Here is a 23,602-nt window from a genome sequence, read left to right as displayed (position 1 = left end):
CGAAACCCGGATCAGGCTGCGACTTCCACGCCCGAAGCCTGGGCACCCTTCGGGCCCTGGGTGACTTCGAACTTCACGCGCTGGCCTTCCTGCAGGCTGCGGAAGCCCTTGGCATTGATGGCCGAAAAATGGACGAACACGTCCTCCCCACCGTCCTCGGGCGCGATGAAGCCGAAGCCCTTGGCGTCGTTGAACCACTTGACCGTACCGAAACGCATTGCGTGAACCTCTGACTCTAGGACTGGACGCACCAAGGCTTTGCGGTGGACCGCCGTTTCCCCTTGGTCAGCCGGCCCTGGCACGGAGAAAGTATCAGCATGTTTATGGGTAAAGCGCAATATGCGAAACGGGTTTTTGGAGCGTTCGTGACGGCAGTAGCCGGTCGGAGCGGAAGTAATCCGCATATCCGGCGCCAGCCGCGCTCCCAGGCGATCCCGTCGCCGCTTCATTCCAAACGGATTAAATCGAAATAGCTGATTAGGACAGCATCGCGCGCAGCAGAATCGGCACTTGCGCCGTGGCAGCGGCCAGGTGGGCGAAGATTTCCTCGATGCTGATTTCCGCTTCGTCGCCACAGCCGGCGGCGAAATTCGCCACCAGGGCGAGGCAGGCGTATTCCAGCTCCAGTTCGCGGGCCAAAGCCGCCTCCGGCATGCCGGTCATGCCCACCAGGTCGCAGCCGTCGCGCTTCATGCGGGCGATCTCGGCGCGGGTCTCCAGCCGCGGTCCCTGGGTGGCGCCGTAGCACCCCCCGTCGATCACCGCAATGCCCGCCTTGGCGGCTGCCGCCAGTAGCTCGCGGCGCAGCCCGGCGGTATAGGGCTCGCTGAAGTCGATATGCTTCACCTCGGCGCCCTCGACGTCGCAGAAGCTGGTGATGCGGCCGTGCGTGTAGTCGATCAGCTGGTCGGGCACGACCAGGGTGCGTGGCCCCATGTCGGCGCGGATGCCGCCGACGGCGTTGATGCCGATCACCCGGCGCGCGCCGAGCGCATGCAGCGCCCACAGGTTCGCGCGGTAGTTGACCCGGTGCGGCGCGAGCGTGTGGCCTTCCCCGTGGCGCGCCAGAAAGGCGAGCCGCCGGCCCGCGAAATCGCCCAGCACCACCTCGCCCGAGGCCGGGCCATACGGCGTATCCAGCGCGCGCCGGCTGGCGTTCTCGAGGCCGGGAAACCGGTACAGGCCGCTGCCGCCGATCACGGCCAGGTCGATGGGGGAAAGGGTCGATGGGTCCATGGGGAATCCTGGGTCGGGACGCAACGGGGAAGGGACGCAGGGTCGCCCGCCTCAGTCGCGCAGCGCGTAGATCGCAGGCAGGTTGCGGCCCTGCTCGTGGTAGTCCATGCCGTAGCCGAACACGTAGCGGTCGGGCAGCTCCAGGCCGTTGAAATCCGAGTCGATGCCTTCCACGCAGCGGCCGTGCAGCTTGCGGCAGAGACTGGCGATCAGCACGCGCTTCGCGCCGCGGACGAGGCAGTCGTCGCGCACCGCCTTGAGCGTGTGGCCTTCGTCCAGGATGTCGTCCACCAGCAGCACGGTGCGGTCGGCCAGCGGCACCTGTGGCTCGCGCAGCCAGCACAGGTCGCTGCCGGCGGTGGCGCCGCGGTAGCGGGTGGCGTGCACGTAGTCGAACTCGAGATCGGTGCGGACCGACAGCGCCAGTTGCCCGGCGAACATCAGCGCGCCGTTCATCACGGTCAGGAACACGGCGCGCTCGCCGTCGAGCGCCGCGTCGATGCGCCGGCCGAGGTCGGCGATCACGGTTTCGATTTCGGCGCGCTCGTGGAGCACGTCGGCATTCGCCAGCGCCTGCGCCAGCGTGGGATACGGAGCGGTCATGCGTTTCCTTGGTCGCGGTCGAGCGCGGTGATGCGCGCGATGAAGCGGTCGCGCTGCGGGTTGTCGAGCAGGCCTTCCCAGGTGGCGCCGATCGCACCTCGCAACGGGGCCAGGCGTTCGAGCGCGTCGTCGGCCACCGGCGGCAGCGCGGCGATCGCCTCTTCCACCACGTCCGGGAAGCAGGCCAGCACCAGGTCGCAGCCGGCCGCCAGATGTGCCTTCACCCGCGCACCGATGCCGCCGGCGGCACCGGCCGCGGCCATGCTGATGTCGTCGCTGACGACGATGCCGGCGAAGCCCAGCTCGCAACGCAGGACCTCCTCGATCCACACGCGCGAGAAGCCGGCGGGCCGCTCGTCGACCGCCGGGTAGATCACGTGCGCCATCATTACCGCCTCGGCATGGGCTTCGAAGGCCTCGGCGAAGGGGCGCAGGTCGGCCGCGCGGATCACCTCCAGCGGGCGCGGGTCGATCGCCTGCGCCTTGTGCGTGTCGGCCGCCACCGAGCCATGGCCGGGAAAGTGCTTGAGCACCGCCGCCATGCCGCCCAGGTGCATGCCGCGCACGTAGGCCTGCACCAGCTCGCTGGCCACGGGCGGGTCGGCGTGGAAGGCGCGCGCGCCGATCGCCGCGCTGCCGCGGTCGAGGTCGGCTACCGGGGCGAAGCTGAAATCCACGCCGCAGGCGCGCAGCTCGCTGGCCATGACCCAGGCGTGCTCCTCGGCCAGGCGCACGGCGTCTTCGGGATCCCGCGCGTACACCGCGCCGATCTTCGCCAGCGCCGGCAGGCGGGTGAAACCCTCGCGGAAGCGCTGCACCGGCCCGCCTTCCTGGTCCACCGCCACGAGCATGTGCTCCCCGCCGGTCTCGCGGATCGCCTCGACCAGCGCCATCAGCTGGGCGCGGTCGGTGTAGTTGCGGGCGAACAGGATCACGCCGGCCACGCCGGGCATGGTCAGCCAAGCGCGTTCGCCGTCGGTGAGTTGCGGCCCGGCCAGTCCGATCAGCAGCATGCCTGCACTCCCGCGGCCGGGGCTCCATCCGTCCCTGCCCGCTCCGCCTCGCTCCAGCGGGCGTACGGGCGCTCGATCAGGTTGACGTTGTAATAGCGCGGCAAAGCGCTCACCTCGCGGCCCAGCCAGGCCGGCCGCGGAAACGGCGCATCGACCGCGGGAAGTTCCACCTCGGCGACCAGCAGCCCGGCGTTGACGCCGAGGAACTCGTCGATCTCGAACAGGGTGTCATCCACCTGCACGTAGTGGCGGACCTTCTCCACCGTGCCGCCACACAGGCTGGCCAGCATCGCCTCGGCATCGGCCAGTGGCAATGGATACTCGAACTCGGCGCGTTCGATGCCCAGCGTGGCGCTCTTGATGTTGAGCCAGGCCCGGTCGCCCGCGCGGCGCACGCGCACCGAGGCACGCGCATGCCCCTGCTGCAACGCCTGGGCGCCCACCAGGTAGCCCTGCGCGATGCGCTCGCTGCGGCTTACGGCCTGCCGCCAGCTGGAACCGGCGAGGAGGAATTTGCGTTCGATCTCGATGGCCATGGTCAGCCGCGAACCGGAGGGGTCGTCAAGCATAGCCGAGGGCGGACACCGCAAGGTATGCGCGCGATGCCCGCCCACCGGTCATCCGCGCTCGAACAGCGCGATCGATTCCACGTGGGCGGTATGCGGGAACATGTCCATCACGCCCGCGGCGGCCAGCCGGAAGCCGTGCCGGTGCACCAGCAGGCCGGCGTCGCGCGCCAGCGAGGCCGGGTGGCAGGAAACGTAGACCAGGCGGCCGGTGCCCTTGCGCGGCAGGTAGTCGAGCACCTGCTCGGCGCCGGCGCGCGGCGGATCGAGCAGGATCTTGTCCCACTCGGCGCGCGCCCAGGCGGCGCCCCGCTGGTCCTCGAACAGGTTCGCCACGTGGAAGCATGCGTTGCCCAGGCCGTTGCGGGAGGCATTGGCCGCGGCGCGCTCGACCAGGCCGTGCTCGCCTTCCACGCCGGCGACCTCGGCCACGCGACGAGCGATCGGCAGGGTGAAGTTGCCCAGGCCGCAGAACAGATCGAGCACGCGATCGGCCGGCCGGAGGTCGAGCAGCTCCAGGGTCCGCGCCAGCATGCGCCGGTTCATGCCGGCGTTGACCTGCACGAAGTCCAGCGGCTGGAACTCCAGCTCCACGTCGTCCACGCCCTCGCCCGCCGAGAGCCTGAAGCTCAGCCGCGGCCGCTCGGGCCACAGCGGGTGCACGCTGCTGACCCCGCCCGGCTGCAGGTAGATCGCCAGGCCGTGCTGCCGCCCGAAATCGGCCAGTGCCTGCGTGTCGTGCCCGCTCAGCGGTTCAAGGTGGCGGAACACCAGGGCGACCGTGTCGTCGCCGGCGGCGAACTCGATCTGCGGAATGTCGTTGGCCGCGTCCATGCCACCGATCAGTGCGGCCAGATCCCCGATGCGTTCGCCGACTGCGGGATGCACCACGTCGCAGTGTGCGATGTCGGCCACGTAGCGCGGGTTGGATTCCTCGCGGAAGCCGACCAGCACGCGCCCTTTCTTGGCCACGGCACGTACCGACAGCCGGCCCTTGCGGCGATAGCCCCATGGCGCATCGGTGAGCGGTTCGAGCCAGCGCGCGGGCTCGACCTTGCCGATCCGCGCGAAATTGTCGGCGAGCACCCGCTGCTTGGCCTGGATCTGCGCCGGCGCGTCCAGGTGCTGCAGCGAGCAGCCGCCGCATTGGCCGAAGTGGGCGCAGCGCGGCTCCACCCGATGCGGCGAGCGCGCAAGCACCTCGAGGGTCTCGGCCTCGTCGAAGTTGCGGTGGCGCTTGCGGATGCCCAGGCGCACCTGCTCGCCCAGCAGCGCGCCGCTGACGAATACGGTCTTGCCGTCGATGCGGGCGACGCCGCGACCGTCGTGGGATAGGTCGGTGATGGTGGCTTCGAACTCTTTCATCGGCTCAAAAAACAGGCGCCCGGATCGATCGACCCGGGCGCGGGTGTGCGAGGGGAAAACGGGCGGCCTACTTACGCTTCCAGGCGCCCGAGGCGTCCTGATAATACCAGCCGGTGTGCGCCCGCTCGATCCAGCCCTTGGCGAAGGTCTCGCGGATCTGCGCCTCCCACTCCGGGTGCCCGTTGGCGTGCGCGATCTCGCGGTAGAGCGCGTTGCGGTCGCGGTTCTCGTCCGCCACCGCGGCATTGGCCTGGGCGCGCTGGCTCAGCGGCACGGCCGCGGCGTCGCGCAGGGCGACCAGTCCGTCGCGTGTGAAGCCGACCGCGCCGGCATCGAGCAGCCCCTTGAGGGTGTTCTGGAATCGTGCCTGCATGCGCCCGCGGATCGCCTCGGTCGCCGGCGTCTGCACGCGTATGTCGGGCGTCTGCGCCGCATAGGCGGCCGGCACCAGCAGGTCGAGCAGCATCGCCGACGGCGGCGGATTGCCCTCGCCCTGCGGCGGCGGCGTGGTCTGCGCCCCGGCCGGCGCGGCGCCCTGGTCGATCACCGTACCGATGAACCGGTCTGCCGCCTTCTGCGCCGCGGCCTCGGGAAAGTACACGTTGATCGTGACGCAACCGACCAGGGCGACCAGCGCGGTGGCGACCAGGGCGTAGACGAGCTTGCGCATGATGGGCTCCTGTGGGGTGCGAATCCTCAGCGGACCTGCGGGCCGCCGCCTTCGGTGGCCGCCTTCAGGCGGCTCACCAGTGTGGGCCAATCGACCTCGTGCTGGTGGCCGATGACCTGCAGGCGCGGCAGGCCGCTGCCCTCGACGATAGTGTAACCGTCGCCACTGTCCTCCAGCCCGCTCATGTGGCAGACCGAGCCGACCAGCGTGCAATTGAGGCCGATGCGCTTGTAGCCGAACGTCTTGAACAGCTTGAGCACCGCGCCCTGCAGTCCGGCCGCGATGCCCCCGCCGCCGACCGCGGTGAGGTTGTTGACCGCGCGCTGGCTGATCCGGCCGCCCTGGTCGGCGAGCAGGCGGGCATCGAAGGCCACCGGCTTCCAGTCGACCAGGCGCAGCTTGTCGATGCCGCCGTGCAGCCGGCCGGTGATGTTGCCGAAGTCGAACACCCCGGTGATGGCAGCCAGGTCGAGCTGGCGCAGGCTGATGTCCGCCGCCAGCACCGGGCTCGGGCCGAACGGCTGGGCCAGCGAGAGCTGGGTGATGTCGACGAAGCCGTCGAACACGTTCACCGACAGCCCGCCGGCCAGTTCCACCGTGTCGTCCACCCAGCGCAGCGCGGGAATCGCACCGCCGAGCGTACCGGGGAATTCGGGCCAGCCCATCGCCTTGCTGAAGGCGGCCATGTCCACGCCGGTCACCGCCAGCGAGGTTTCCAGACGCCGCCCCCTGGCGGCACCCGGACGCCAGTCGAGCTGTCCCACCTGGACCACACCGCCGAGCAGCGCCGCGGTCAACGGCTGCTCCAGGCCCAGCGTGCCGGCGCGGCTGCGCCAGTGTCCCTGCGCCGGACCGAACGGCAGGCGGTACAGGCGCAGTGCGCGCCACGCCAGCGTGGTCGCCGGCCGGTCGGCCTGCTGCGACCAGTCCAGCCCCCCCTTGAGGTCGTCGATCGCCAGCCGGCCGTCGGCCGTGGTCAGGTCCAGGTGGTCGGTGTCGAAGGCGAACGCGTGCGGTCCATCCGCCCGCAGATCGAGGCTGCCGTCCAGGGCGCCCTCGATGCTCAGCTGATGCAGGCCGAGCGTGTCGAGCCAGGCCGCTCCGTAACGGTCGTAGGCGGCAGGAAAACGGGCCTGGAAGCGGTCCAGGCGCAGCCGGGCCAGCTGCCCCTTGGCGTCGAAGGCCAGGGAGCCGTCGAGCTGCAGCGCGTCCGCATCGTTCACGCGGAGGCGACCGATGTCCAGCGTGCCACCGTCGGCGCTCGCCGCCACGTTCAGCTGCACCGGGTGCGGCGGCAGCTTCGCGTAGATCGAGCCGAGCAGCAGCTCGCCGCCGCGCAAGGTGGCATCCAGGCTGAGCTTCGCCGGACCGCCCTGGGTATCGATGCCGAGCCGGCCGCTGCCGCCGATGCCCTGTCCGGCCAGCGTGCCGGCCGGCGTGTCGAAACCGACGCCGCGCAGGCTGAACTCGCCGGAGGACTGGATGCCGTGCTCGTGCACGTCCAGCGCGAGCTCGGCGTCGATCCGCCCGCCGGTGGGATGCCCGGACCAGACCGTGGACAGCAGACCGGACAGCCAGGCCGCCGGCAGGTTCTTCAGGGTGATCTGCGCGTGGCTGGTCTGGTCCAGCGGAATCCAGGCGCTGGCCTGCGCCTTGGCCTGGCCGATGTCGGCCTGCAGCGTATTGGCCTGGGCGTCCACCACCAGGTGCAGGTCCGAGTTGCCGAGCGCTGCGCCGGGCGTGCCGCGCAGGGTGAGCGCACCGTCCAGCAGCCAGCGCATCTGCGCGTCGCGCTGCAGGGTGCCGTCCAGGTCAAGCGCCACCCGCCGCCAGCCCATCGCCGGCACGTCCGCACGGGCCGCATGCAGGGTCAGCGCCAACCCGCCCTGGCCGTCGTCGCCGATGTGCAGGCGCACCTGCTGCAGGCGTACGCCAGGCACCGTCACCAGTTTCGCGGTCAGCGTGAGATCGGCCCTGGCCGGGGTGGCAAGCGCCACCCCCACCAGAACGCCGAGGCACAGCAGCAGGCGGCGTGAAAGAAGGGACATGTGCGATCATTTTGCCAAACCCAGCTGAACGAGATGGATTTCGTCATGCCCGCATCCGCCCCGCTGCGTGCCGCGCCCGCGTCCGGCGCAGCCCTCCCGCCCTACGTGCTGGTGGCGGACGACGATCCGGCGACGCGGCGCTTCTTCGGCGACGGGTTGCGCGCACTCGGCCTTCGCGTGCGCGAATGCGCCGACGGACAGGTTGCCCTGGCGCAGGCCTTCATCGAGACCTTCGATCTGCTCCTGCTCGACTGCCGCATGCCCGGTGCCGGCGCCCGCGAGGTGCTCGCCGCGCTGCGCGGGGATGCCCGGGCCCGTTCGGCCGACGCACTGGCGGTGGCGACCAGCGCCGAGTTCACCGCGGCCGACCGGCAGCAGCTGCTCGCCGCGGGGTTCAGCGAGACGCTGCTCAAGCCGTGCGACCTGGCGGCGCTGCAGCCGCTGCTCGCCCTTGCCCGCAGCAGTGGCCGCCACGCCCCGCTGCTGGACGACACGGCCGCGCTGGCCGGCAGCGGCGATGCCGCCACCGTGCGTGCGCTGCGCGGCCTGCTGCGCGAGGAGCTGGCGCTGTTCTACCGCGAACTGGATGTCCTTGCCGCCGACCCCGCGCGCCTCGCCGAGCGGCTGCACCGGTTGCGCTCCTCGTGCGGTTTCTGCGGGGCCACGGCGCTCTCGGCGCAGGTGGTGCGCCTGCAGCGGCAACTGGGGGCGGACCCGGCGCAACTGGCCGGTCCCATCGAGCGCTTCCGGCAGGCGCTGCTGGCGACGCTCGAGGTGCTGCCGGCCTGACCGGTGTGCCTCAGCGGCGCGACATCGCCGCCGCCAGCACGCGCCATGCGTGCAGTTCGCCACCGCCGAGGTGGAACCGGATCACCTCGCGCACCAGCCGGCGCAGGGCCGCGAGCCCCGTCGCGTCCGGCGGGCGATCGGCGGCCAGGGCGAGCAGGTCGCTGCCGCGGATGGCCTGCGGGGCGCCCGCAGCGCACGCTACCGGGCCGTATTCCATCTGGTAGCGGTACCAGCCGTCCGGCACCAGCGGCTTGCCGCTGTCCGCCTCGACCTCGAGCTGCAGGCCGTAGCCGATCGCCTCCAGCAGGTCGCGCTCGAACCGGCGCAGCTGCCAGCCCAGCGTGGCGGCCTCGACCAGCCGCGGCAGGGTGCGCGCGTAGGCGTCGAACAGGGTCGGGTGCGGGTCCTGCCGTCCGGTCAGGCGGACCACCAGTTCGTTGAGGTAGAGCCCCGCCAGGCCCGCGTCGCCGGCCAGCCGCAAGGGAGCCCCGGCGGCCTCCGCGCCGCGCAGGGTCGCCAGCTCGCCGCGCAGCGCCAGGTCCAGCGCCAGCGGCTGGAACGGCTCCAGTTGCGCGCGCTGCAGCCGCGCCCGCTCGCGGCGCACGCCGCGCGCCACCACGCCCAGCCGGCCGTGCTCGCGGGTCAGGCATTCGAGCAGCAGCGAGGTTTCCCGGTAGGGGCGCGCATGCAGGACGTAGGCAGGCTGCTGGTCGATGAGCATGGGGTCGGAACGGGGTCGCGAGGGTGCAACGAGGCGGCATCCGCCAGCTTACAGGCCTGTGACCGCCCGCCGCGCCTGCCCCGCTCCGGCTGCGGTCCCTAATCGGTGTAGCCGAGCTTCTTCAGCATCGTCTCGTCGTCGACCCAGCCCTCGCGCACCTTGACCCACAGCTTGAGGAACACCTTGCGCTCGAACATGCGCTCCATGTGCCGGCGCGCGGCGCTGCCGATCGCCTTGAGCTGCGCGCCGCCCTGCCCGATCACGATGGCTTTCTGGCCGTCGCGCTCGACCCAGATCACGGCGTGGATCTCGGCCACACCGTCGTCGCGGTCCTTGAACTGCTCGACCTCCACGGTGGTGGCGTAGGGGAGCTCCTGGTCGAGCCGCAGCATCAGCTGCTCGCGGACCATCTCGGCGGCGAGGAAACGTTCGCTGCGGTCGGTGATCTCGTCCGGTCCGTACATCGGCGGGCGCACCGGCAGGCGCGCGAGGATGGCGCGCTCCAGTTCCTTCAGGCCCTTCTGCTTCAGGGCGCTGACGTAGTGGATCTCCTCGAACGCGTGCCTGGCAGCCAGGTCGGCCACGAACGGCAGCAGCGCACCCTTGTCCTTGGCCAGGTCCACCTTGTTGATGGCCAGCAGGCGCGGCACGTTCTGCTCGACCAGCGCGGCGTAGAGCGCCTCGTCCTCGTCGGTCCAGCGGCCGGCCTCGATCAGTTGCACGGCCAGGTCGACCTCCGCCATCGCGGTGCGCGCGGCGCGGTTGAGGCTGCGGTTCATGGCGCGCTTGGCACCCCGGTGCAGGCCGGGCGTATCCACGTAGAGGATCTGCCCCGCCTCGCTGGTGTCGATGCCGAGGATGCGGTGGCGGGTGGTCTGCGGACGCGGGCTGACGATCGACAGGCGAAACCCGATCAGGGCATTGAGCAGGGTCGATTTGCCCACGTTCGGGCGGCCGACCAGCGCGACCGCGCCGCAACGGAAATCGTCGTGCGGCAGGACGGCGGGGTCGCCGGGGAGAAGTTCGTCGTTCATCGATGCGGCCCGGATGCGGATGACAAGCATGGCGCCGCGGCGCGCCGGGCGCCAGCGGCAGGAGGTGAAGCCGGAGGCTCAGTCGGAAGGCGGCGGTTCGAGCAGGCGGCCGAGCACGATCTCGGCGGCCTCCTGTTCGGCGGCGCGGCGGCTCGGCCCGCTCGCCTCGGCGCGCAACGGCGCCGGCTCGGCGATGCTGCAGGCCACCTCGAAGACCTTGGCGTGGTCCTCGCCGTGGCTGCCGGCCAGTTCGTAGACCGGCAGCGGCAGGCCGTGCGCCTGCAGCCATTCCTGCAACCGCGTCTTGGCGTCCTTGGAGGATTTGGGCAGGTCGGCCACGCGCTGCGCGAACAGGCGGCGGACGGTTTCGCGGCAGACGGGGAAGCCGCCGTCGAGGTAGACCGCGGCGACCAGCGCCTCGAAGGCGTCGGCAAGGATGGAGTCGCGGCGGAAACCGCCGCTCTTGAGTTCACCGGGCCCGAGCCTGAGGCCATCCCCCAGCTCCAGTTCCCTCGCGATCAACGCCAGCGCCTGGCCGTTGACCAGCTGCGCGCGCAGGCGGGACAGCTCGCCCTCGCTGGCGCGCGGATGCGCCTCGAAGAGCATCTCCCCGACGATCGCGCCCAGCAACGCGTCACCGAGGAACTCCAGCCGCTCGTTGTTCGGCCGGCCCGCGCTGCGGTGGGTCAGCGCCAGCTCGGCCAGCGCGGGATCGTTGAAACGGTAGTCGAGCTTCACCTGGATCAGAGCGACACGTTTCCGTGCAACGGCACACTCTTGTCGAAGTGCAGCAGGAAGTCGATGTTGTAGATGAACGGCACCTGCTTGTCGTAGGCGACGCGCAGCCGCGTGCCGTTGGAGCGGTCGATGGTGATGTCCTTGGGCTTGACGGTGGCGTCGTCGACGTACTGGAAGCCCATCTTGAACATCAGGTCGCGGCGGATCTCGTCCAGCGACTTGCCGTCCACGCCGCTGGTGGCGATCTGGTTCATCGCCTTGGTCACGCCCATGTACTCGGCGTAGGCCGGCACCAGCTTCATGGCCATGTAGCCGAAGAATCCCACCACGATCAGGACGATCAGGAACCCGATCAGGGTGATGCCCGCTTGCTTGGTCTTCATAGTCCCCTCGCTATGCCGCCTCGCGGCTACCTCGTCTGATGATGCGGCAATTCTGGCGCGCCGCCGCGGCGCACGTCACGTTGCGCCTCAATGGATGATCCTGCCGATGCGCGAGAAGTCGATCCAGCCCGCGCCGGGCCCCTTCCAGCTCAGCCAGATCAGGAAGGCCTTGCCGGCCAGGTTCTGCTCCGGCAGGCAGCCCCACCAGCGGCTGTCGGTGCTGTTGTAGCGGTTGTCGCCCATCACGATGTAGCAGCCGGGCGGCACCTTCGACGGCACCTTGTCGTTGGGCAGCGGGAACGGCATCGAATACGCCGGCATGCGGGCGATCATGTGGTCGATGGTGCCCTTGCCGTCGGACCGCGGCAGATGCTCGGTCCAGACGGTAGCCTGGTAGTCCATCATCAGGCGCGACTCGTCCCGCTTGGCATTGCCCTGGTAGGGACCGATCAGGTCCGCTGCCACCGGCTTGCCGTTGATCAGCAGCTCGTCGCCGTGCGATTCGATGGTGTCGCCCGGCACGCCGATCACGCGCTTGATCCAGTTCTGGTTGGGCACCGGGGCGTGCGGATCGGCGCAGCTGATGTCGCCGCTGCGCACCATCGTGCCGTTCTCGTCCTCGCACAGGTAGCCGGGAAAGCGGAACACCACCACGTCGCCGCGCTTGGGCTCGCCCAGGCTCACGAACTTGGTGTTGAACGCGGGCATGCGCAGGCCGTAGGCGAACTTGTTGACCAGGATGAAGTCGCCCACGTCCAGCGTCGGCATCATCGAGCCGGAGGGAATGCGGAACGGCTCGGCCACGAACGAGCGCAGTACCAGCACCACCAGCACCACCGGAAACAGCGATCGCGCCCAGTCGACCGGTGCCGGATCCCGGTATTCCTCGCCGGCCGCGTCCAGGCGGGCCTTGCGCTTGGTGTAGAACAGCAGCCGATCCAGGCCCCACACCACGCCGAACAGCACGGTGAGGCCAAGCAGGATGGCGGAGAAATCGAATTCCATGTGGGGCTCCTATCGGAGCGGGGAACAGCGAACGGGAAACCGGGCACGCGAGTCGGGCCGTGGCCCGATCGTTCCCCGTTTCCCGTCCTGCGTTCCCCGCAGCACTATTTATCCACTTTCAGCACCGCCAGGAAGGCCTCCTGCGGGATCTCGACGCGACCGACCTGCTTCATGCGCTTCTTGCCTTCCTTCTGCTTCTCCAGGAGCTTCTTCTTGCGGCTGACGTCGCCGCCGTAGCACTTGGCGAGCACGTTCTTGCGCAAGGCCTTGACCGTGGAGCGGGCGATGATCTGCGCGCCGATCGCCGCCTGGATCGCCACGTCGAACTGCTGGCGCGGGATCAGGTCCTTCATCCGCTCGACCAGTTCGCGCCCGCGCCGGTCGGCGTGGCTGCGATGCACGATCAGGCTGAGCGCATCCACGCGGTCGCCGTTGATCAGCACGTCCACGCGCACGAAGGGGCCGGCCTCGAAGCGCTCGTGGTGATAGTCCATCGAGGCGTAGCCGCGCGAGACCGACTTGAGTCGGTCGAAGAAGTCCAGCACGACCTCGGCCAGCGGCATCTCGTAGCTGATCTGCACCTGCGTGGCCAGGTACTGGATGGAACGCTGCACGCCGCGCTTTTCCTCGCACAGGGTGATGATGTTGCCGATGTAGTCCGGCGGGGTGAGGATGTTGGCCACGATGATGGGCTCGCGAATCTCCGCGATCTGCGGCACCGGCGGCAGTTTCGCAGGGTTGTCCAGCGCGAGCACCGTGCCGTCGGTCTTGAGCACCTCGTACACCACGGTGGGCGCGGTGGTGATCAGGTCCAGGTCGTACTCGCGCTCCAGGCGCTCCTGCACGATCTCCATGTGCAACATGCCGAGGAAGCCGCAGCGGAATCCGAAGCCCATCGCCTCGGAGGACTCCGGCTCGAAGAACAGCGCCGCGTCGTTGAGGCGCAGCTTGTCCAGCGCCTCGCGCAGCGCGGGGTAATCGTCGGCCGAGACCGGGAACAGGCCGGCGAACACGCGCGGCTGCATGGTCTGGAAGCCGGGCAGGGGCTTGTCGGCCGGCTTGCCGGCGTGGGTCAGCGTGTCGCCTACCGGGGCGCCGTGCACGTCCTTGATCGCCGCCGTGATCCAGCCCACCTCGCCCGCGGAAAGCTTGCCCAGCTTCTTGCGCTTGGGCGTGAACACGCCCAGCTCGCTCACCTCGTGCGCACGGCCGGTCGACATCACCAGCAGCTTGTCGCCGGGCCGGATCTCGCCTTGCATCACGCGCACCAGCGAGACCACGCCCAGGTAGTTGTCGAACCAGGAGTCGATGATCAGCGCCTGCAGGCGATCGGTGTCGCGCGGCCTGGGCGGCGGGATGCGGGCGACGATCGCCTCCAGCACCTCGACCACGTTCTGGCCGGTCTTGGCGCTGACCGCGACCGCGTCGTCGGCGTCGATGCCGATCACCGCCTCGATCTCGCCCTTGACCTTCTCGGGGTCGGCGGTGGGCAGGTCGATCTTGTTCAGCACCGGCACCACTTCCAGGCCCTGCTCCACCGCGGTGTAGCAGTTGGCGACCGACTGCGCCTCCACGCCCTGGGCGGCGTCCACCACCAGCAGCGCGCCCTCGCACGCGGCCAGCGAACGGGACACCTCGTAGGAGAAGTCCACGTGGCCGGGCGTGTCGATGAAGTTGAGCTGGTAGGTCTTGCCGTCGCGCGCCTTGTACGGCAGCGAGACGGACTGCGCCTTGATGGTGATGCCACGCTCGCGCTCGATCGGGTTGTTGTCGAGCACCTGCGCTTCCATCTCGCGTTCGGTCAGGCCGCCGCAGATCTGGATGATGCGGTCGGCGAGCGTCGACTTGCCGTGGTCGATGTGGGCGATGATGGAGAAGTTGCGGATCAGTTCCATGGAATACGCTGGGTAGGCCTTTCGTGCCTGCGCGAGCCGTGCAGGCAGCGTATCACCGGGATGGCGATACGAACCCGGTATTGTCGCATGGAATGACCGTGCGGCAGCGGCGCGAAACCTCCGAACCGCGCCGCTCCCCTTGCCGAGGGCCGGAACGCCCCGGCCGGCGGGCGCATCCACCCGCCGGCCGGTTGCCTTCCTCCCGAAGGCGGTCGCACCGCCTACTTGTCCGAGGGCACGGTCAGCGTCACGAAGTTGGTGACGTCGTCGCGGCGGACCAGCAGGAGGATGGTGTCACCCGGCTTGACGTCGCGGGTCGCCGCGCGGAAGGCCGCCGCGCTGCCCACCTTCTGCTGGTTCACCCGCAGGATCACGTCGCCCGGCTGCAGACCCGCGCGCGCAGCCACCGGGCCGGTGATGTCGGCGATCACCACACCCTCGCCCTTGGGCAGATCCAGTTGCTGGCGGGCATCCTCGTCCAGGTCGCGCACGCTCAGGCCGAGGGCGGCCGAGCCGGAGCTCGCCGCGGGATGGTCGCCGCCAGTGGCACCGGCCTTGCCGTGCGGCATCTCGCCGATGGTCACCTGCAGGGTCTGCTTCTTGCCGTCACGCAGGATCTCCACCGGCACCCGGGTGCCCGGCTTGGTCATGCCGACCAGGGGCGGCAGGTCGGCCGCGTCACGGATCGGCTGGCCGTTGTAGCCGAGGATCACGTCGCCGGGCTGGATGCCGGCCCTGGCTGCGCCGCTGCCGTCAGTGACGTCGGCCACGATCGCGCCCTGCGCATTGTCGAGCTTGAGCGCCTTGGCGATGTCCGAATCCACGCCGCGCACCTGCACCCCCAGCTGGCCACGGGTGACGTAGCCGTGGTCCTTGATCTGCTTGACCGCATTCATCGCCACGTCGATCGGGATCGAGAACGCCACGCCGAGGTAGCCGCCGGTGTTGGAATAGATCTGCGAGTTGATGCCGACCACCTGGCCCTGCAGATTGAACAGCGGGCCGCCGGAATTGCCGCGGTTGATCGGCACGTCGGTCTGGATGAACGAGGTATATGGCTGGTCGCCGCTGCCCAGGTTGCGGCCCACGGCGCTGACGATGCCTTGCGTCACCGTGTAGTCCAGGCCGAACGGCGAGCCGATCGCCAGCACCCACTGGCCCGGCTTGAGCGCGCGCGAGTCGCCGATGGTCACCGACGGCAGGCCCTTGGCATCGACCTTGAGCAGCGCGATGTCGTAGTTGGGGTCGGTGCCGACCACCTTGGCGGTGAGCGTGCGACGGTCCTGCAGGCGCACGGTCACGGCGTCGGCTCCCTCGACCACGTGGTTGTTGGTGAGGATGTAGCCGTCGCTGGAGATGACGAAGCCGGAGCCCAGCGAGGTGTGCTCCTGCTCCTCCGGCGAGGGCATCATCGGCATGCCGAAGAAGCGACGGAAGAACTCCAGCTGCGGGTCGTCCGGCATCCCGGCCTGCATGCGCGGCTCGCGGCGGCGACCGTTGTACTTGGCCTCCACGTGCACCACGGCAGGCGCGTTTCTCTGCACGATGCCGGTGAAGTCCGGCAGGCTCGCGCCGGCCATGTTCGGCGCGGGCGCCGACTGGGCGGCAGGCGCGTCGGTCTGCGCGGCGGGCGCTTCCGCCTGGGCGCAGCCGGCGGTGACCAGGCCGACCAGCACGCAGCAGGCCAGGGTGCGCAAGGGCATTCGGTTCATGGGCACTCCTCCTTCAGTCGAGATTTCGGGCGTGGCCGCGCGCGGCCCGCAAGGCGGGCCGGCCGGACGCTGAGGGGAAAGGAACGGCCGCGTACGGGACACGCGGACCGGGATCACTGGGCGCCGGCGGCCTGGCGCGGGGGGCGGACGGCCTGTTGCGGGTCGACCAGCAGCAGGTAGCCGCCGCTGTTGTCCAGGCTGCGCACCGACTGCAGGCGATAAGGGGAAAGGCTGCGCGCATAGGGCCGCATCGCCGCCGTACCGTAGCTCTCGCCCAGGGTGGCGGCAGCCTGCTGGCTGTACTGCGAAGCGGTGTCGGCGCTGAGCCAGGGCGGCACCGCGGCCGGTGCGGCCGGTTGTGCGAGCGGTGCCGTGGCCGTGGACTGCACCGCCTGGGCCGTCAGGTCGGCCGGCGCGTGCTCGCCCTCGCCGGCGGGCCGCGCGATCATCAGCGCGGCGACCGCCACGCCCGCGGCGATCGCACCGCCGGTGGACCAGCGCAGCCAGTGCGGGACACGCCGCCCGGCGCCGGTCTGCTGCTCCCGCGCGATCGCCTGCTCCACCCGCGTCGCGAACCCGCCGGAAGCCACCGCGGGCAACTGGCGGCGCAGGCCGTCGCGCGCCATGTGATAGCGCGCCCAGGCCCCGCGCAGTTCAGCGTCGTGCTCGAACCGGCGCAGCAGGAAGCGCAGTTCCTCCCGGGCGAGCTCGCCGTCGATGCCGGCGGACAGGTGTTCACGATGGGCTTGGGTCATGTCGAAAAATCCTCGCGGTCGGAGAGCAGCGGCCGCAGTTGCTGATCGATCGCCTCGCGCGCACGGAAGATCCGCGAACGCACGGTGCCGATGGGACACCCCATCGCCTCGGCGATTTCCTCGTAGCTCAACCCGTCCACCTCGCGCAACGTGATGGCGGTGCGGAGCTCCTCTGGCAGCGCTTGGACAGTGCGGAAGACGGTTTGTTCAATTTCCTGCCGCAACAGCTCGCGCTCGGGCGTGGCGCCCTCCTGCATGCGCTCGGTGCCGGTGAGGAACACCGCGTCCTCGGCGGCGATGTCGTCGGTCGGCGGGCGCCGCCCCATCGCCACCAGGTGGTTCTTGGCGGTATTGACCGCGATCTTGTACATCCAGGTGTAGAAGGCGCTGTCGCCGCGGAACGAGCCGATCGCCCGCCAGGCGCGCACGAACGCCTCCTGCGCCACGTCCTCGCATTCGGCGTAGTTGTTGACGTAGCGGGAGATCAGCCCGACCACCTTGTGCTGGTACTTGCGCACCAGCAGGTCGAAGGCGCGCCGGTCGCCCTTTTGGACACGCTCGACCAGGGCGCTATCCAGTTCGTTTTCGCCCATCCGGGCCGTCTCCTTTCGTAACCGCTTGAGGGGGCGCCAGCCGGATGGTAACGCGCCGCCCTCAGACAAGCGGCGGTGACGCAAGTTCACCCGGAGGTCACACAGAGGATCCGGGCGCAAGGTCCCGCTTGCCGCGTGTCGCGGCCCGGACCCGGTCTGCACCCCCATGCCGAGGTTATGGGGGCTGGCCGGTTCCGCTCAAGCCACGTTCGCCTGCGGTTCGGTCAGCAGGCGCTGGCGCTCGGCCAGCAGGCGGTCGAAGCTCGCGTGCGGCAGCGGACGGCAGAATAGGTAACCCTGCAGTTCGTCGCAGTGGTTGGCGCGCAGGAACGCCAGGTGCTGCTCGATCTCCACGCCCTCGGCGATCACCGCTCGCTTGAGACGGTGGGCCATCTCGATGGTGGCGCGCACGATCGCCTCGTCGTCCGGGTCGATGCCGATGTTGCGCACGAAGCTCTGGTCGATCTTGATACGGTCGGCCGGCAGTTTGCGCAGGTAGTCCAGGGACGCGGCGCCGGTGCCAAAGTCGTCGATGGCGATGCGGCAGCCAAGCCGGTGCAGGCCGTGCAGGTTCTCCACCAGGTTGGGCACCGCCTTGATGCTGATGCTCTCGGTGACTTCCAGCTCCAGCTGGCGCGGGTTGAGGCCGGTTTCCCGCAGCACGCCCGCGACCGTGTCGAGCAGGTCCGGTTCCATCAGCTGCACGGCCGAGAGGTTCACGCCCAGGCGCAGTCCCAGGCCGTACTTGTCCTCCCACTCGCGCGCCTGGCGGCAGGCTGTGCGCATCACCCATGCGCCGATCGAGACGATCAGGCCGCTCTCCTCGGCCAGCGGGATGAACACGCCGGGGCTGATCTGGCCCAGCTCCGGGTGCTCCCAGCGCACCAGCGCCTCCATGCCCACGATGTCCTCGCTGGCCGCGTCCACCTGCGGCTGGTAGAACACCCGCAGCTCGCCGTTGCCCTCGGCATGGCGCAGGCGGCTCTTGAGCAGCACATCGTGCTGCTGCGCGCGTTCCGGGCTGATCTGGTAGATCTGGAAGTTGTTCCGACCCTGCCGCTTGGCGGCATACATGGCCTCGTCCGCGTGCTTGAGCAGCGTCTCGGCATCGGACGCGTCGTCCGGAAAGAAGCTGACGCCGATCGAGGCGGTGACCTTGAGCGGCGCGGCGTCGCCGCCGAGCTTGAGCGGTGCTTCCATCACCTGCACGATCTTCTCGGCGACGCGCAGCACGTCGTCGCTCTTGATGATGTGGCGCAGCACCACCACGAACTCGTCGCCGGCGTAGCGCGCCACCGTGTCGGAGGCGCGCACGCTGCTGCACAGGCGGTGGGTGACCGTCTTCAGCACCTGGTCGCCGGCGGCATGGCCGAGGGAGTCGTTGATGTCCTTGAAGCGGTCCAGATCGACGAACAGCACGGCGAAAGTCTCGCCGGTGCGGTGCGCCTCGCGGATGATGGTGTCCAGGCGATCATTGAACAGCAGCCGGTTGGGCAGGCCGGTGAGGGCGTCGATCAGCCCCTCGGCGCGGCCCTGCTCGCGCGTCAGGCGCAGTTCCAGCGCGTGCGCGAAGCGCGCGGCGGCGCAGCGCAGCACCGGTTCGACCAGGGTCATTTCGCCGAACGGCCGGCGGCTGCCGACGAGCAGCGCACCCAGCACCGTGCGCCGCTCGTCGTGCAGCGGAAAGCCGGCGAAGCCGGACAGGCCCAGCAGTTCCACCAGCGGATCGCCCTTGGCCAGGCGCCGCGCCTCGGACGGGTGCAGCAGCGCCTTGCCGCCCAGCACCTGGCGCAGCGCGAGCTGCTTGTCCGGCGCCGGCCACGGCTGGCTGTCGCCGCGCCACAACTGCATGAGCAGGGCCGGCGTGCTGTTGCGATCCTCCGGCCGCGCCGCCCACAGCGCCAGGTAGTCCAGGCCCAGTTCGTCGACCAGCAGGCGTGCCGCGACCTTCTGCGTGTCCACGCCGCTGGCCGGGGCGAACATGCGCGACAGCAGGCTCAGCGCCGCCTCGGCGCGCACGTCCGCGCGGTCGCTGCGGAACATCAACGCAACCGCCTCCCCGCCGCCGTAGCGGATCCGTCGGGCGCTGGCCTGGCCGGTATCGGCGCCGCGGTTGGAGCGTCGCTGGCAGGCATGCCAGCGGCGGTCCGCCTGCTGCAGCACGTGCTCGGCGGCGACGCCCTCGAACGCGATCAGTTCGTGCAGGCTGCGACCGACCATCTGCCCGGCGGCGAGCTGGCTGTGCAGGGCCACTGCCGGGCTGGTCTCGAGCACCTGCTCGGTCTGCGGGTCGACCACCAGCCATTCGCTCCCGTCCTCGTCGAACGCGAAGCGGTACTGGTCCGGCGCCGGCTGTACCGGCAGCGCCGCCGGCGGGCTGGCCCGCCGCCAGCGCGCGACCAGTTCCGCCCCGACCTGGGAGGCGTACAGCCAGTCCGACACGCCGGGCGGCAACTGCGCGGGCTTGACCGTCGCCCCATCGGCCAGCACCACGATCATCGGCGCCTCGGCGCAGGCGGGAATGCGCCGCAGCTGCTCGCAATGGCCCCGCGCCTCGGACGCATCGCCCTCGAGCACCACGACCACCAGCGCCAGCGGCGGGCGGCCGTCCAGCAGCAGTTCGGCGTGCGGGACACCGCGCGCCGTGTGGATGGGCGAGTGTCCCTCGCCGTCGAGGGCGTCGAAGACATTGCGGCGCAGCTCGCGCTGGGCCGCCACCACCAGGATGCCGGTGCTCATCGGACCTCCCGCTAGGCTGTGAGCCACCGGCCATCGCGCAGGCGCGGCCGCGCGGCCGTGTCCGGCCGGCCTTTCATGCGAAAGGCGATATCGCCCAGGTGATCGACCAGCGCGGGCGAGGCATCCAGCAGGACCACCCGGCGCACGTGCCCGGTCGGCGGTTTGGCGAGCTGACGCAGCAGGGTGCTGTCCATCGCCGACAGCGGCGGCTCCAGCCCCATCAGCAGGTACACCCCGAAATGCATGCTCTGCTGCATGTAACGCAGGGCCGCGCCCAGCCGCTGGCTGCCAGGCACGCGGGCGTGCGCGTCGACCAGGTTGCCCAGGCCCAGGTCCGGCTGCCACAGGTAGACCGCCTGGCCGCTGTGCCGCACGATGGCGCGGAACTGGCCGATCAAGGCCTGGCTGTCGCAGCCCTCGAGCAGGATCAGCCCGGCCGGAGCGGCCAGGATGCGCTCGAAGATGTCGGTGCCGGGCGGCGGCGGGGCGGTGGACAGCAGCGGGTTCATCGGGCGTACGTTACGCACTCCCGGGCCGAGCGCAATAGCGCCAAGTCACTGTTCCGGCAAGTCGCCCGGATCCCGCTGCGTTGCCTCAACTCGCATTCATCCGCACGCAGCGGTATGTTTCGGGGCTCCCCGGCCACAGCTCCCGACGCCATGTTCGAAGGACTGCGCTTCAATCACTGGACGACGCGCGTGGAAGACGGCGGCATCGTCACCCTGACGCTCGACCGCGCCGACAGCCACGTCAACGCGATTTCACGGGCCGTGCTGGACGAACTGGCGCAGATCGTCGAGCGGCTGGCGATCGAGAAGCCGGCCGGCGTCATCGTCCATTCCGGCAAGGCGGCGGGCTTCGCCGTCGGCGCCGACATCAAGGAGTTCGTTCGCTACGCCGAGCAGGACAGCGTGCTGGAGAACATCCGCCACGGCCAGCAGGTGTTCGAAGCGCTGGCCCGGCTGCCCTGCCCGACCGTGGCCGCCGTGCACGGCACCTGCCTGGGCGGTGGCACCGAACTGATCCTCGCCTGCCGCCAACGCATCGCGGTGGACGACGAGAACACCCGGATCGGCCTGCCCGAGGTGATGCTCGGCATCCACCCCGGCTGGGGCGGTACAGCCCGCCTGCCGCGGCTGATCGGCGCGACCGACGCGCTGCCGGTCATGCTCACCGGCAAGCCGCTCTCGGCCCGGCGCGCGCTGGCGCTGGGCGTGGTCGACCGGCTCGCCCCGGCGGACGAACTGCTGGCCGAGGCCCGCGCCCTGCTGCGCCGCCCGCATGTCCGCCCGTTCGCCCAGCGCGCCAAGGCCTGGGCCACCAACTGGTGGCCGGTGCGGCAGATCCTCGCGCCGATGGTGGTCAAGCAGACCGCCGCCAAGGTGCGCAAGGAGCACTACCCCGCCCCGTTCGCGCTGATCGACGTGTGGCAGCGCGGTGGCGCCGGCATCCAGCAACGGCTCAAGCTGGAGGCGCGCTCGGTGGCGAAGCTCGCGCAGACGCCTACCGCGCACAACCTGATCCGCGTGTTCCTGCTGCAGGAGCGGCTCAAGGGCGCCGGCGGCGGCGTCGACTCCGGCATCCGTCGCGTGCACGTCGTCGGCGCGGGGGTGATGGGCGGCGACATTGCCGCCTGGGCGGCCTACAAGGGCTACGAGGTGACCTTGCAGGACCGCGAGATGAAGTTCGTGCAGCCCGCGCTCGATCGCGCGCGCGGCTTCTACGAGAAGAAGCTCAAGGGTGCCGACAAGGTCGACGCCGCCATGGCACGCCTGCGCGCCGACGTCGAGGGTGCTGGCGCCGCCACCGCGGATCTGGTGATCGAGGCGATCTACGAGAACACGGACGCCAAGCGCGAGCTGTACGCCCGGATCGAGCCCCAGTTCAAGGCGCAGGAGATCCTCGCCACCAACACCTCCAGCATCCCGCTGGACGAGCTGCGCCAGGGGCTGGCCGCGCCGCAGCGCTTTCTCGGTCTGCACTTCTTCAATCCGGTGGCGCAGATGCCGCTGGTGGAGGTGGTGCGCCACGACCGGCTCGACCCGACGATCGAGAAGCGCGCGCTGGCCTTCTGCAAGGCGCTGGGCAAGGTGCCGGTGGCGGTCAAGGGGACCCCGGGCTTTCTGGTCAACCGCATCCTGATGCCCTACCTGCTGGAGGCGCTGCGTCTCTACAGCGAAGGGGTGCCCGGTCCGGTGATGGACCGCGAAGCGAAGGCCTTCGGCATGCCGATGGGCCCGATCGAGCTGGCCGATACCGTGGGCCTGGACGTGTGCGCCTCGGTGGGCAAGGAGTTGGCGCCTTTCCTGGGGCTGGAACTGCCGCCCGGCATCGAGGACAGGCTGCAGGCCGGCAAGCGCGGCAAGAAGGACGGCCAGGGCCTGTACGTCTGGCAGGAGGGCAAGCCGGTCAAGCCGGAGGTGGACCCGGACTACACGCCGCCACCGGACATCCGCGACCGCATGATCCTGCCCATGGTCAACGAGGCGGTGGCCTGCCTGGCCGATGGCGTGGTGGATGACGCGGACCTGCTCGACGCAGGCGTGATCTTCGGCACCGGCTTCGCGCCGTTTCGCGGCGGCCCGATCCAGTACGTCCGCAGCGAGGGCGCCGCGACCCTGCGTGCGCGCCTGGAGCAGCTGGCGCAGCGCTACGGCGAGCGGTTCCTGCCCAAGCAGGGGTGGGAGTCGCCGGCACTGGGGCCGGTCACCACCGCGAGCCCGTCCGCACCGCGGTCCGCCTTCTGACAGGAGGCCGGCGACGCCAGACATCCGGGGAGGCGGCACGTGCCCCGCCTCGCTTGGGCGATGGACCAGACGACGACCGGACGGATCGACGCTCGGTGCCGGTCACCACATCAGGTCGTCGGGCACGCCGTCGTCGTCGGTTGCCTCGTTCGGGTCGACCAGCAGGGCCAGCTGCTGCGGGTCGATGGCACGAACCTGCTCGGCGATGGCCTGGCTCACCACCAGATAACGCCCGTTCTGCTGCACGATGCCCAGCCGCCCCTCGTTGAGCGCGGCCAGCTGCTCGGCATCGACGTGCACGCGGCGGATCTTGCCGCCGTACTCGAAATGACGCACCTGATCGGCCTCGGCCTTGTTGAGCACCTGGCCTTCCAGCAGCTTCTGGATCCTGGCCTTGCGTTCGCGCTTCAGGCGCGCCTGTTCGGCGGCCGCCTGCTCCGCGCGCTTGCGTTCGGCCGCCTCGGCCTGCGCGCGGATGGCATAGGCCCTGGCCAGATCTATCTCCTCGTCGCGCCGCCCCTGCGGCGGACGCGGTTTGCCCTTGCCCTGCGGCGGGCGGGCGTCCTTGGGAACTTTCGCGCGCTGCTCCTCGCGCACCTGCTTGACGATGCCGCTCTTGAGCAGCTGATCACGGAGAGAATCGGCCATGACCGGAATCCGGATTCGGTTCAGTAGTGGGGTGGTGGCGGTTCGCTGTGTGGATCGCTGCCCTGCGCCGTGCGCAGCGACGCCAGTTCGGCACGCAGGTCGTGCAGCACGCGCTCCAGCGCGACCAGCCGCATCGCCTGCTCGGCATCGGCAGCGGCCAGCGCCGCCACCGTATCGTCGATGAAGGTGAGGCGTACCTCGAGTTCCTCCAGGCGTCGCTCCAGGTCAGCCATGCGCCCCCCTCAGCGACCGCCCCCGTCCGATGCCGTAATAGGCCAGGCCGGCGTCCTCCACCTGCGCCGGGTCGTACAGGTTGCGCCCGTCGAAGATCGCCGGCTCCTT

At 70.2% G+C, this 23,602-nt stretch carries 23 protein-coding genes; 2 read left to right on the top strand and 21 right to left on the bottom strand.

The genetic code is table 11. From position 1 onward, the window contains the following. Positions 1-11 precede the first annotated feature (11 nt). From WAT24_RS15730 to WAT24_RS15695, 8 genes are all read right to left on the bottom strand, one after another. A complete protein-coding gene (locus WAT24_RS15730; RefSeq protein ID WP_336808849.1) occupies positions 12-218 on the bottom strand; it encodes a cold-shock protein in 207 nt (68 codons plus the stop codon). 259 nt (positions 219-477) lie between these two features. Then, positions 478-1,236: an S-methyl-5'-thioinosine phosphorylase gene (locus tag WAT24_RS15725; RefSeq protein WP_336808848.1), complete on the bottom strand. Its 759-nt coding sequence runs from the start codon at positions 1,234-1,236 to the stop codon at positions 478-480. 51 nt (positions 1,237-1,287) lie between these two features. After that, positions 1,288-1,839: a hypoxanthine-guanine phosphoribosyltransferase gene (locus tag WAT24_RS15720; RefSeq protein ID WP_336808847.1), complete on the bottom strand. Its 552-nt coding sequence runs from the start codon at positions 1,837-1,839 to the stop codon at positions 1,288-1,290. Beyond that, complete coding sequence (nagZ, locus tag WAT24_RS15715) at positions 1,836-2,852, bottom strand: beta-N-acetylhexosaminidase (RefSeq protein ID WP_336808846.1); 1,017 nt, start codon at positions 2,850-2,852, stop codon at positions 1,836-1,838. Before nagZ ends, WAT24_RS15720 begins: the two co-directional genes overlap by 4 nt. Next, entirely contained in the window at positions 2,843-3,388 is a 546-nt protein-coding gene (locus WAT24_RS15710; RefSeq protein ID WP_336808845.1) for a CYTH domain-containing protein, read from the bottom strand. The genes nagZ and WAT24_RS15710 overlap by 10 nt, the downstream gene beginning before the upstream one ends. 81 nt (positions 3,389-3,469) lie before the next feature. Continuing rightward, positions 3,470-4,783 carry a 23S rRNA (uracil(1939)-C(5))-methyltransferase RlmD gene (gene rlmD, locus WAT24_RS15705; RefSeq protein WP_336808844.1) on the bottom strand — a complete coding sequence of 438 codons (1,314 nt, stop codon included), beginning with the start codon at positions 4,781-4,783 and terminating at the stop codon, positions 3,470-3,472. A gap of 67 nt (positions 4,784-4,850) precedes the next feature. Next, entirely contained in the window at positions 4,851-5,453 is a 603-nt protein-coding gene (locus WAT24_RS15700; protein ID WP_336808843.1) for a YdbL family probable chaperone protein, read from the bottom strand. Positions 5,454-5,479: 26 nt separating this feature from the next. Further along, positions 5,480-7,501 (bottom strand): translocation/assembly module TamB domain-containing protein, encoded by a 2,022-nt coding sequence (locus tag WAT24_RS15695; protein WP_336808842.1) that lies wholly within the window; start codon positions 7,499-7,501, stop codon positions 5,480-5,482. Between the two features lie 45 nt (positions 7,502-7,546). On the opposite strand from WAT24_RS15695, the gene WAT24_RS15690 reads away from it, so the two are divergent. Next, positions 7,547-8,290 (top strand): response regulator, encoded by a 744-nt coding sequence (locus tag WAT24_RS15690; protein ID WP_336808841.1) that lies wholly within the window; start codon positions 7,547-7,549, stop codon positions 8,288-8,290. A 10-nt stretch (positions 8,291-8,300) separates the two neighbouring features. On the opposite strand, the gene recO is transcribed toward WAT24_RS15690, so the two are convergent. From recO to WAT24_RS15635, 11 genes are all read right to left on the bottom strand, one after another. After that, complete coding sequence (recO, locus tag WAT24_RS15685; protein WP_336808840.1) at positions 8,301-9,011, bottom strand: DNA repair protein RecO; 711 nt, start codon at positions 9,009-9,011, stop codon at positions 8,301-8,303. Positions 9,012-9,109: 98 nt separating this feature from the next. Beyond that, entirely contained in the window at positions 9,110-10,045 is a 936-nt protein-coding gene (gene era, locus WAT24_RS15680) for a GTPase Era (RefSeq protein ID WP_336808839.1), read from the bottom strand. Positions 10,046-10,123: 78 nt separating this feature from the next. Then, entirely contained in the window at positions 10,124-10,783 is a 660-nt protein-coding gene (gene rnc / locus WAT24_RS15675) for a ribonuclease III (protein ID WP_336808838.1), read from the bottom strand. A 5-nt stretch (positions 10,784-10,788) separates the two neighbouring features. Continuing rightward, positions 10,789-11,166 (bottom strand): DUF4845 domain-containing protein, encoded by a 378-nt coding sequence (locus WAT24_RS15670; protein ID WP_336808837.1) that lies wholly within the window; start codon positions 11,164-11,166, stop codon positions 10,789-10,791. 87 nt (positions 11,167-11,253) lie between these two features. Then, positions 11,254-12,171: a signal peptidase I gene (gene lepB, locus WAT24_RS15665; RefSeq protein ID WP_336808836.1), complete on the bottom strand. Its 918-nt coding sequence runs from the start codon at positions 12,169-12,171 to the stop codon at positions 11,254-11,256. 104 nt (positions 12,172-12,275) lie between these two features. Further along, entirely contained in the window at positions 12,276-14,066 is a 1,791-nt protein-coding gene (lepA, locus tag WAT24_RS15660) for a translation elongation factor 4 (RefSeq protein WP_336808835.1), read from the bottom strand. 221 nt (positions 14,067-14,287) lie between these two features. Next, positions 14,288-15,778, bottom strand: coding sequence for a DegQ family serine endoprotease (locus WAT24_RS15655; protein WP_336808834.1), 1,491 nt, complete (start codon positions 15,776-15,778; stop codon positions 14,288-14,290). A gap of 113 nt (positions 15,779-15,891) precedes the next feature. Further along, positions 15,892-16,533: a sigma-E factor negative regulatory protein gene (locus WAT24_RS15650; protein WP_336808833.1), complete on the bottom strand. Its 642-nt coding sequence runs from the start codon at positions 16,531-16,533 to the stop codon at positions 15,892-15,894. Beyond that, positions 16,530-17,126, bottom strand: a complete 597-nt coding sequence (gene rpoE, locus WAT24_RS15645) for an RNA polymerase sigma factor RpoE (protein WP_336808832.1) — start codon at positions 17,124-17,126, stop codon at positions 16,530-16,532. Before rpoE ends, WAT24_RS15650 begins: the two co-directional genes overlap by 4 nt. Positions 17,127-17,324: 198 nt before the next feature. Beyond that, the gene (locus WAT24_RS15640) at positions 17,325-19,865 is read right to left on the bottom strand and encodes a putative bifunctional diguanylate cyclase/phosphodiesterase (protein ID WP_336808831.1); all 2,541 of its coding nucleotides are present in this window, start codon (positions 19,863-19,865) and stop codon (positions 17,325-17,327) included. A gap of 11 nt (positions 19,866-19,876) precedes the next feature. Further along, complete coding sequence (locus WAT24_RS15635; protein ID WP_336808830.1) at positions 19,877-20,374, bottom strand: hypothetical protein; 498 nt, start codon at positions 20,372-20,374, stop codon at positions 19,877-19,879. 150 nt (positions 20,375-20,524) lie between these two features. Between WAT24_RS15635 and WAT24_RS15630 the strand changes: the two genes are divergently transcribed. Next, positions 20,525-22,612 (top strand): 3-hydroxyacyl-CoA dehydrogenase NAD-binding domain-containing protein, encoded by a 2,088-nt coding sequence (locus tag WAT24_RS15630; RefSeq protein ID WP_336808829.1) that lies wholly within the window; start codon positions 20,525-20,527, stop codon positions 22,610-22,612. A gap of 102 nt (positions 22,613-22,714) precedes the next feature. On the opposite strand, the gene WAT24_RS15625 is transcribed toward WAT24_RS15630, so the two are convergent. Beyond that, positions 22,715-23,260, bottom strand: a complete 546-nt coding sequence (locus WAT24_RS15625; RefSeq protein WP_336808828.1) for a DUF2058 domain-containing protein — start codon at positions 23,258-23,260, stop codon at positions 22,715-22,717. 20 nt (positions 23,261-23,280) lie between these two features. Next, complete coding sequence (locus WAT24_RS15620; RefSeq protein ID WP_336808827.1) at positions 23,281-23,493, bottom strand: SlyX family protein; 213 nt, start codon at positions 23,491-23,493, stop codon at positions 23,281-23,283. Positions 23,494-23,602: the final 109 nt, after the last annotated feature.

The organism is Fulvimonas yonginensis, from assembly GCF_037137055.1.
Lineage (GTDB): Bacteria > Pseudomonadota > Gammaproteobacteria > Xanthomonadales > Rhodanobacteraceae > Frateuria_A > Frateuria_A yonginensis.
This window is presented reverse-complemented; position numbering and strand designations above follow the sequence as displayed.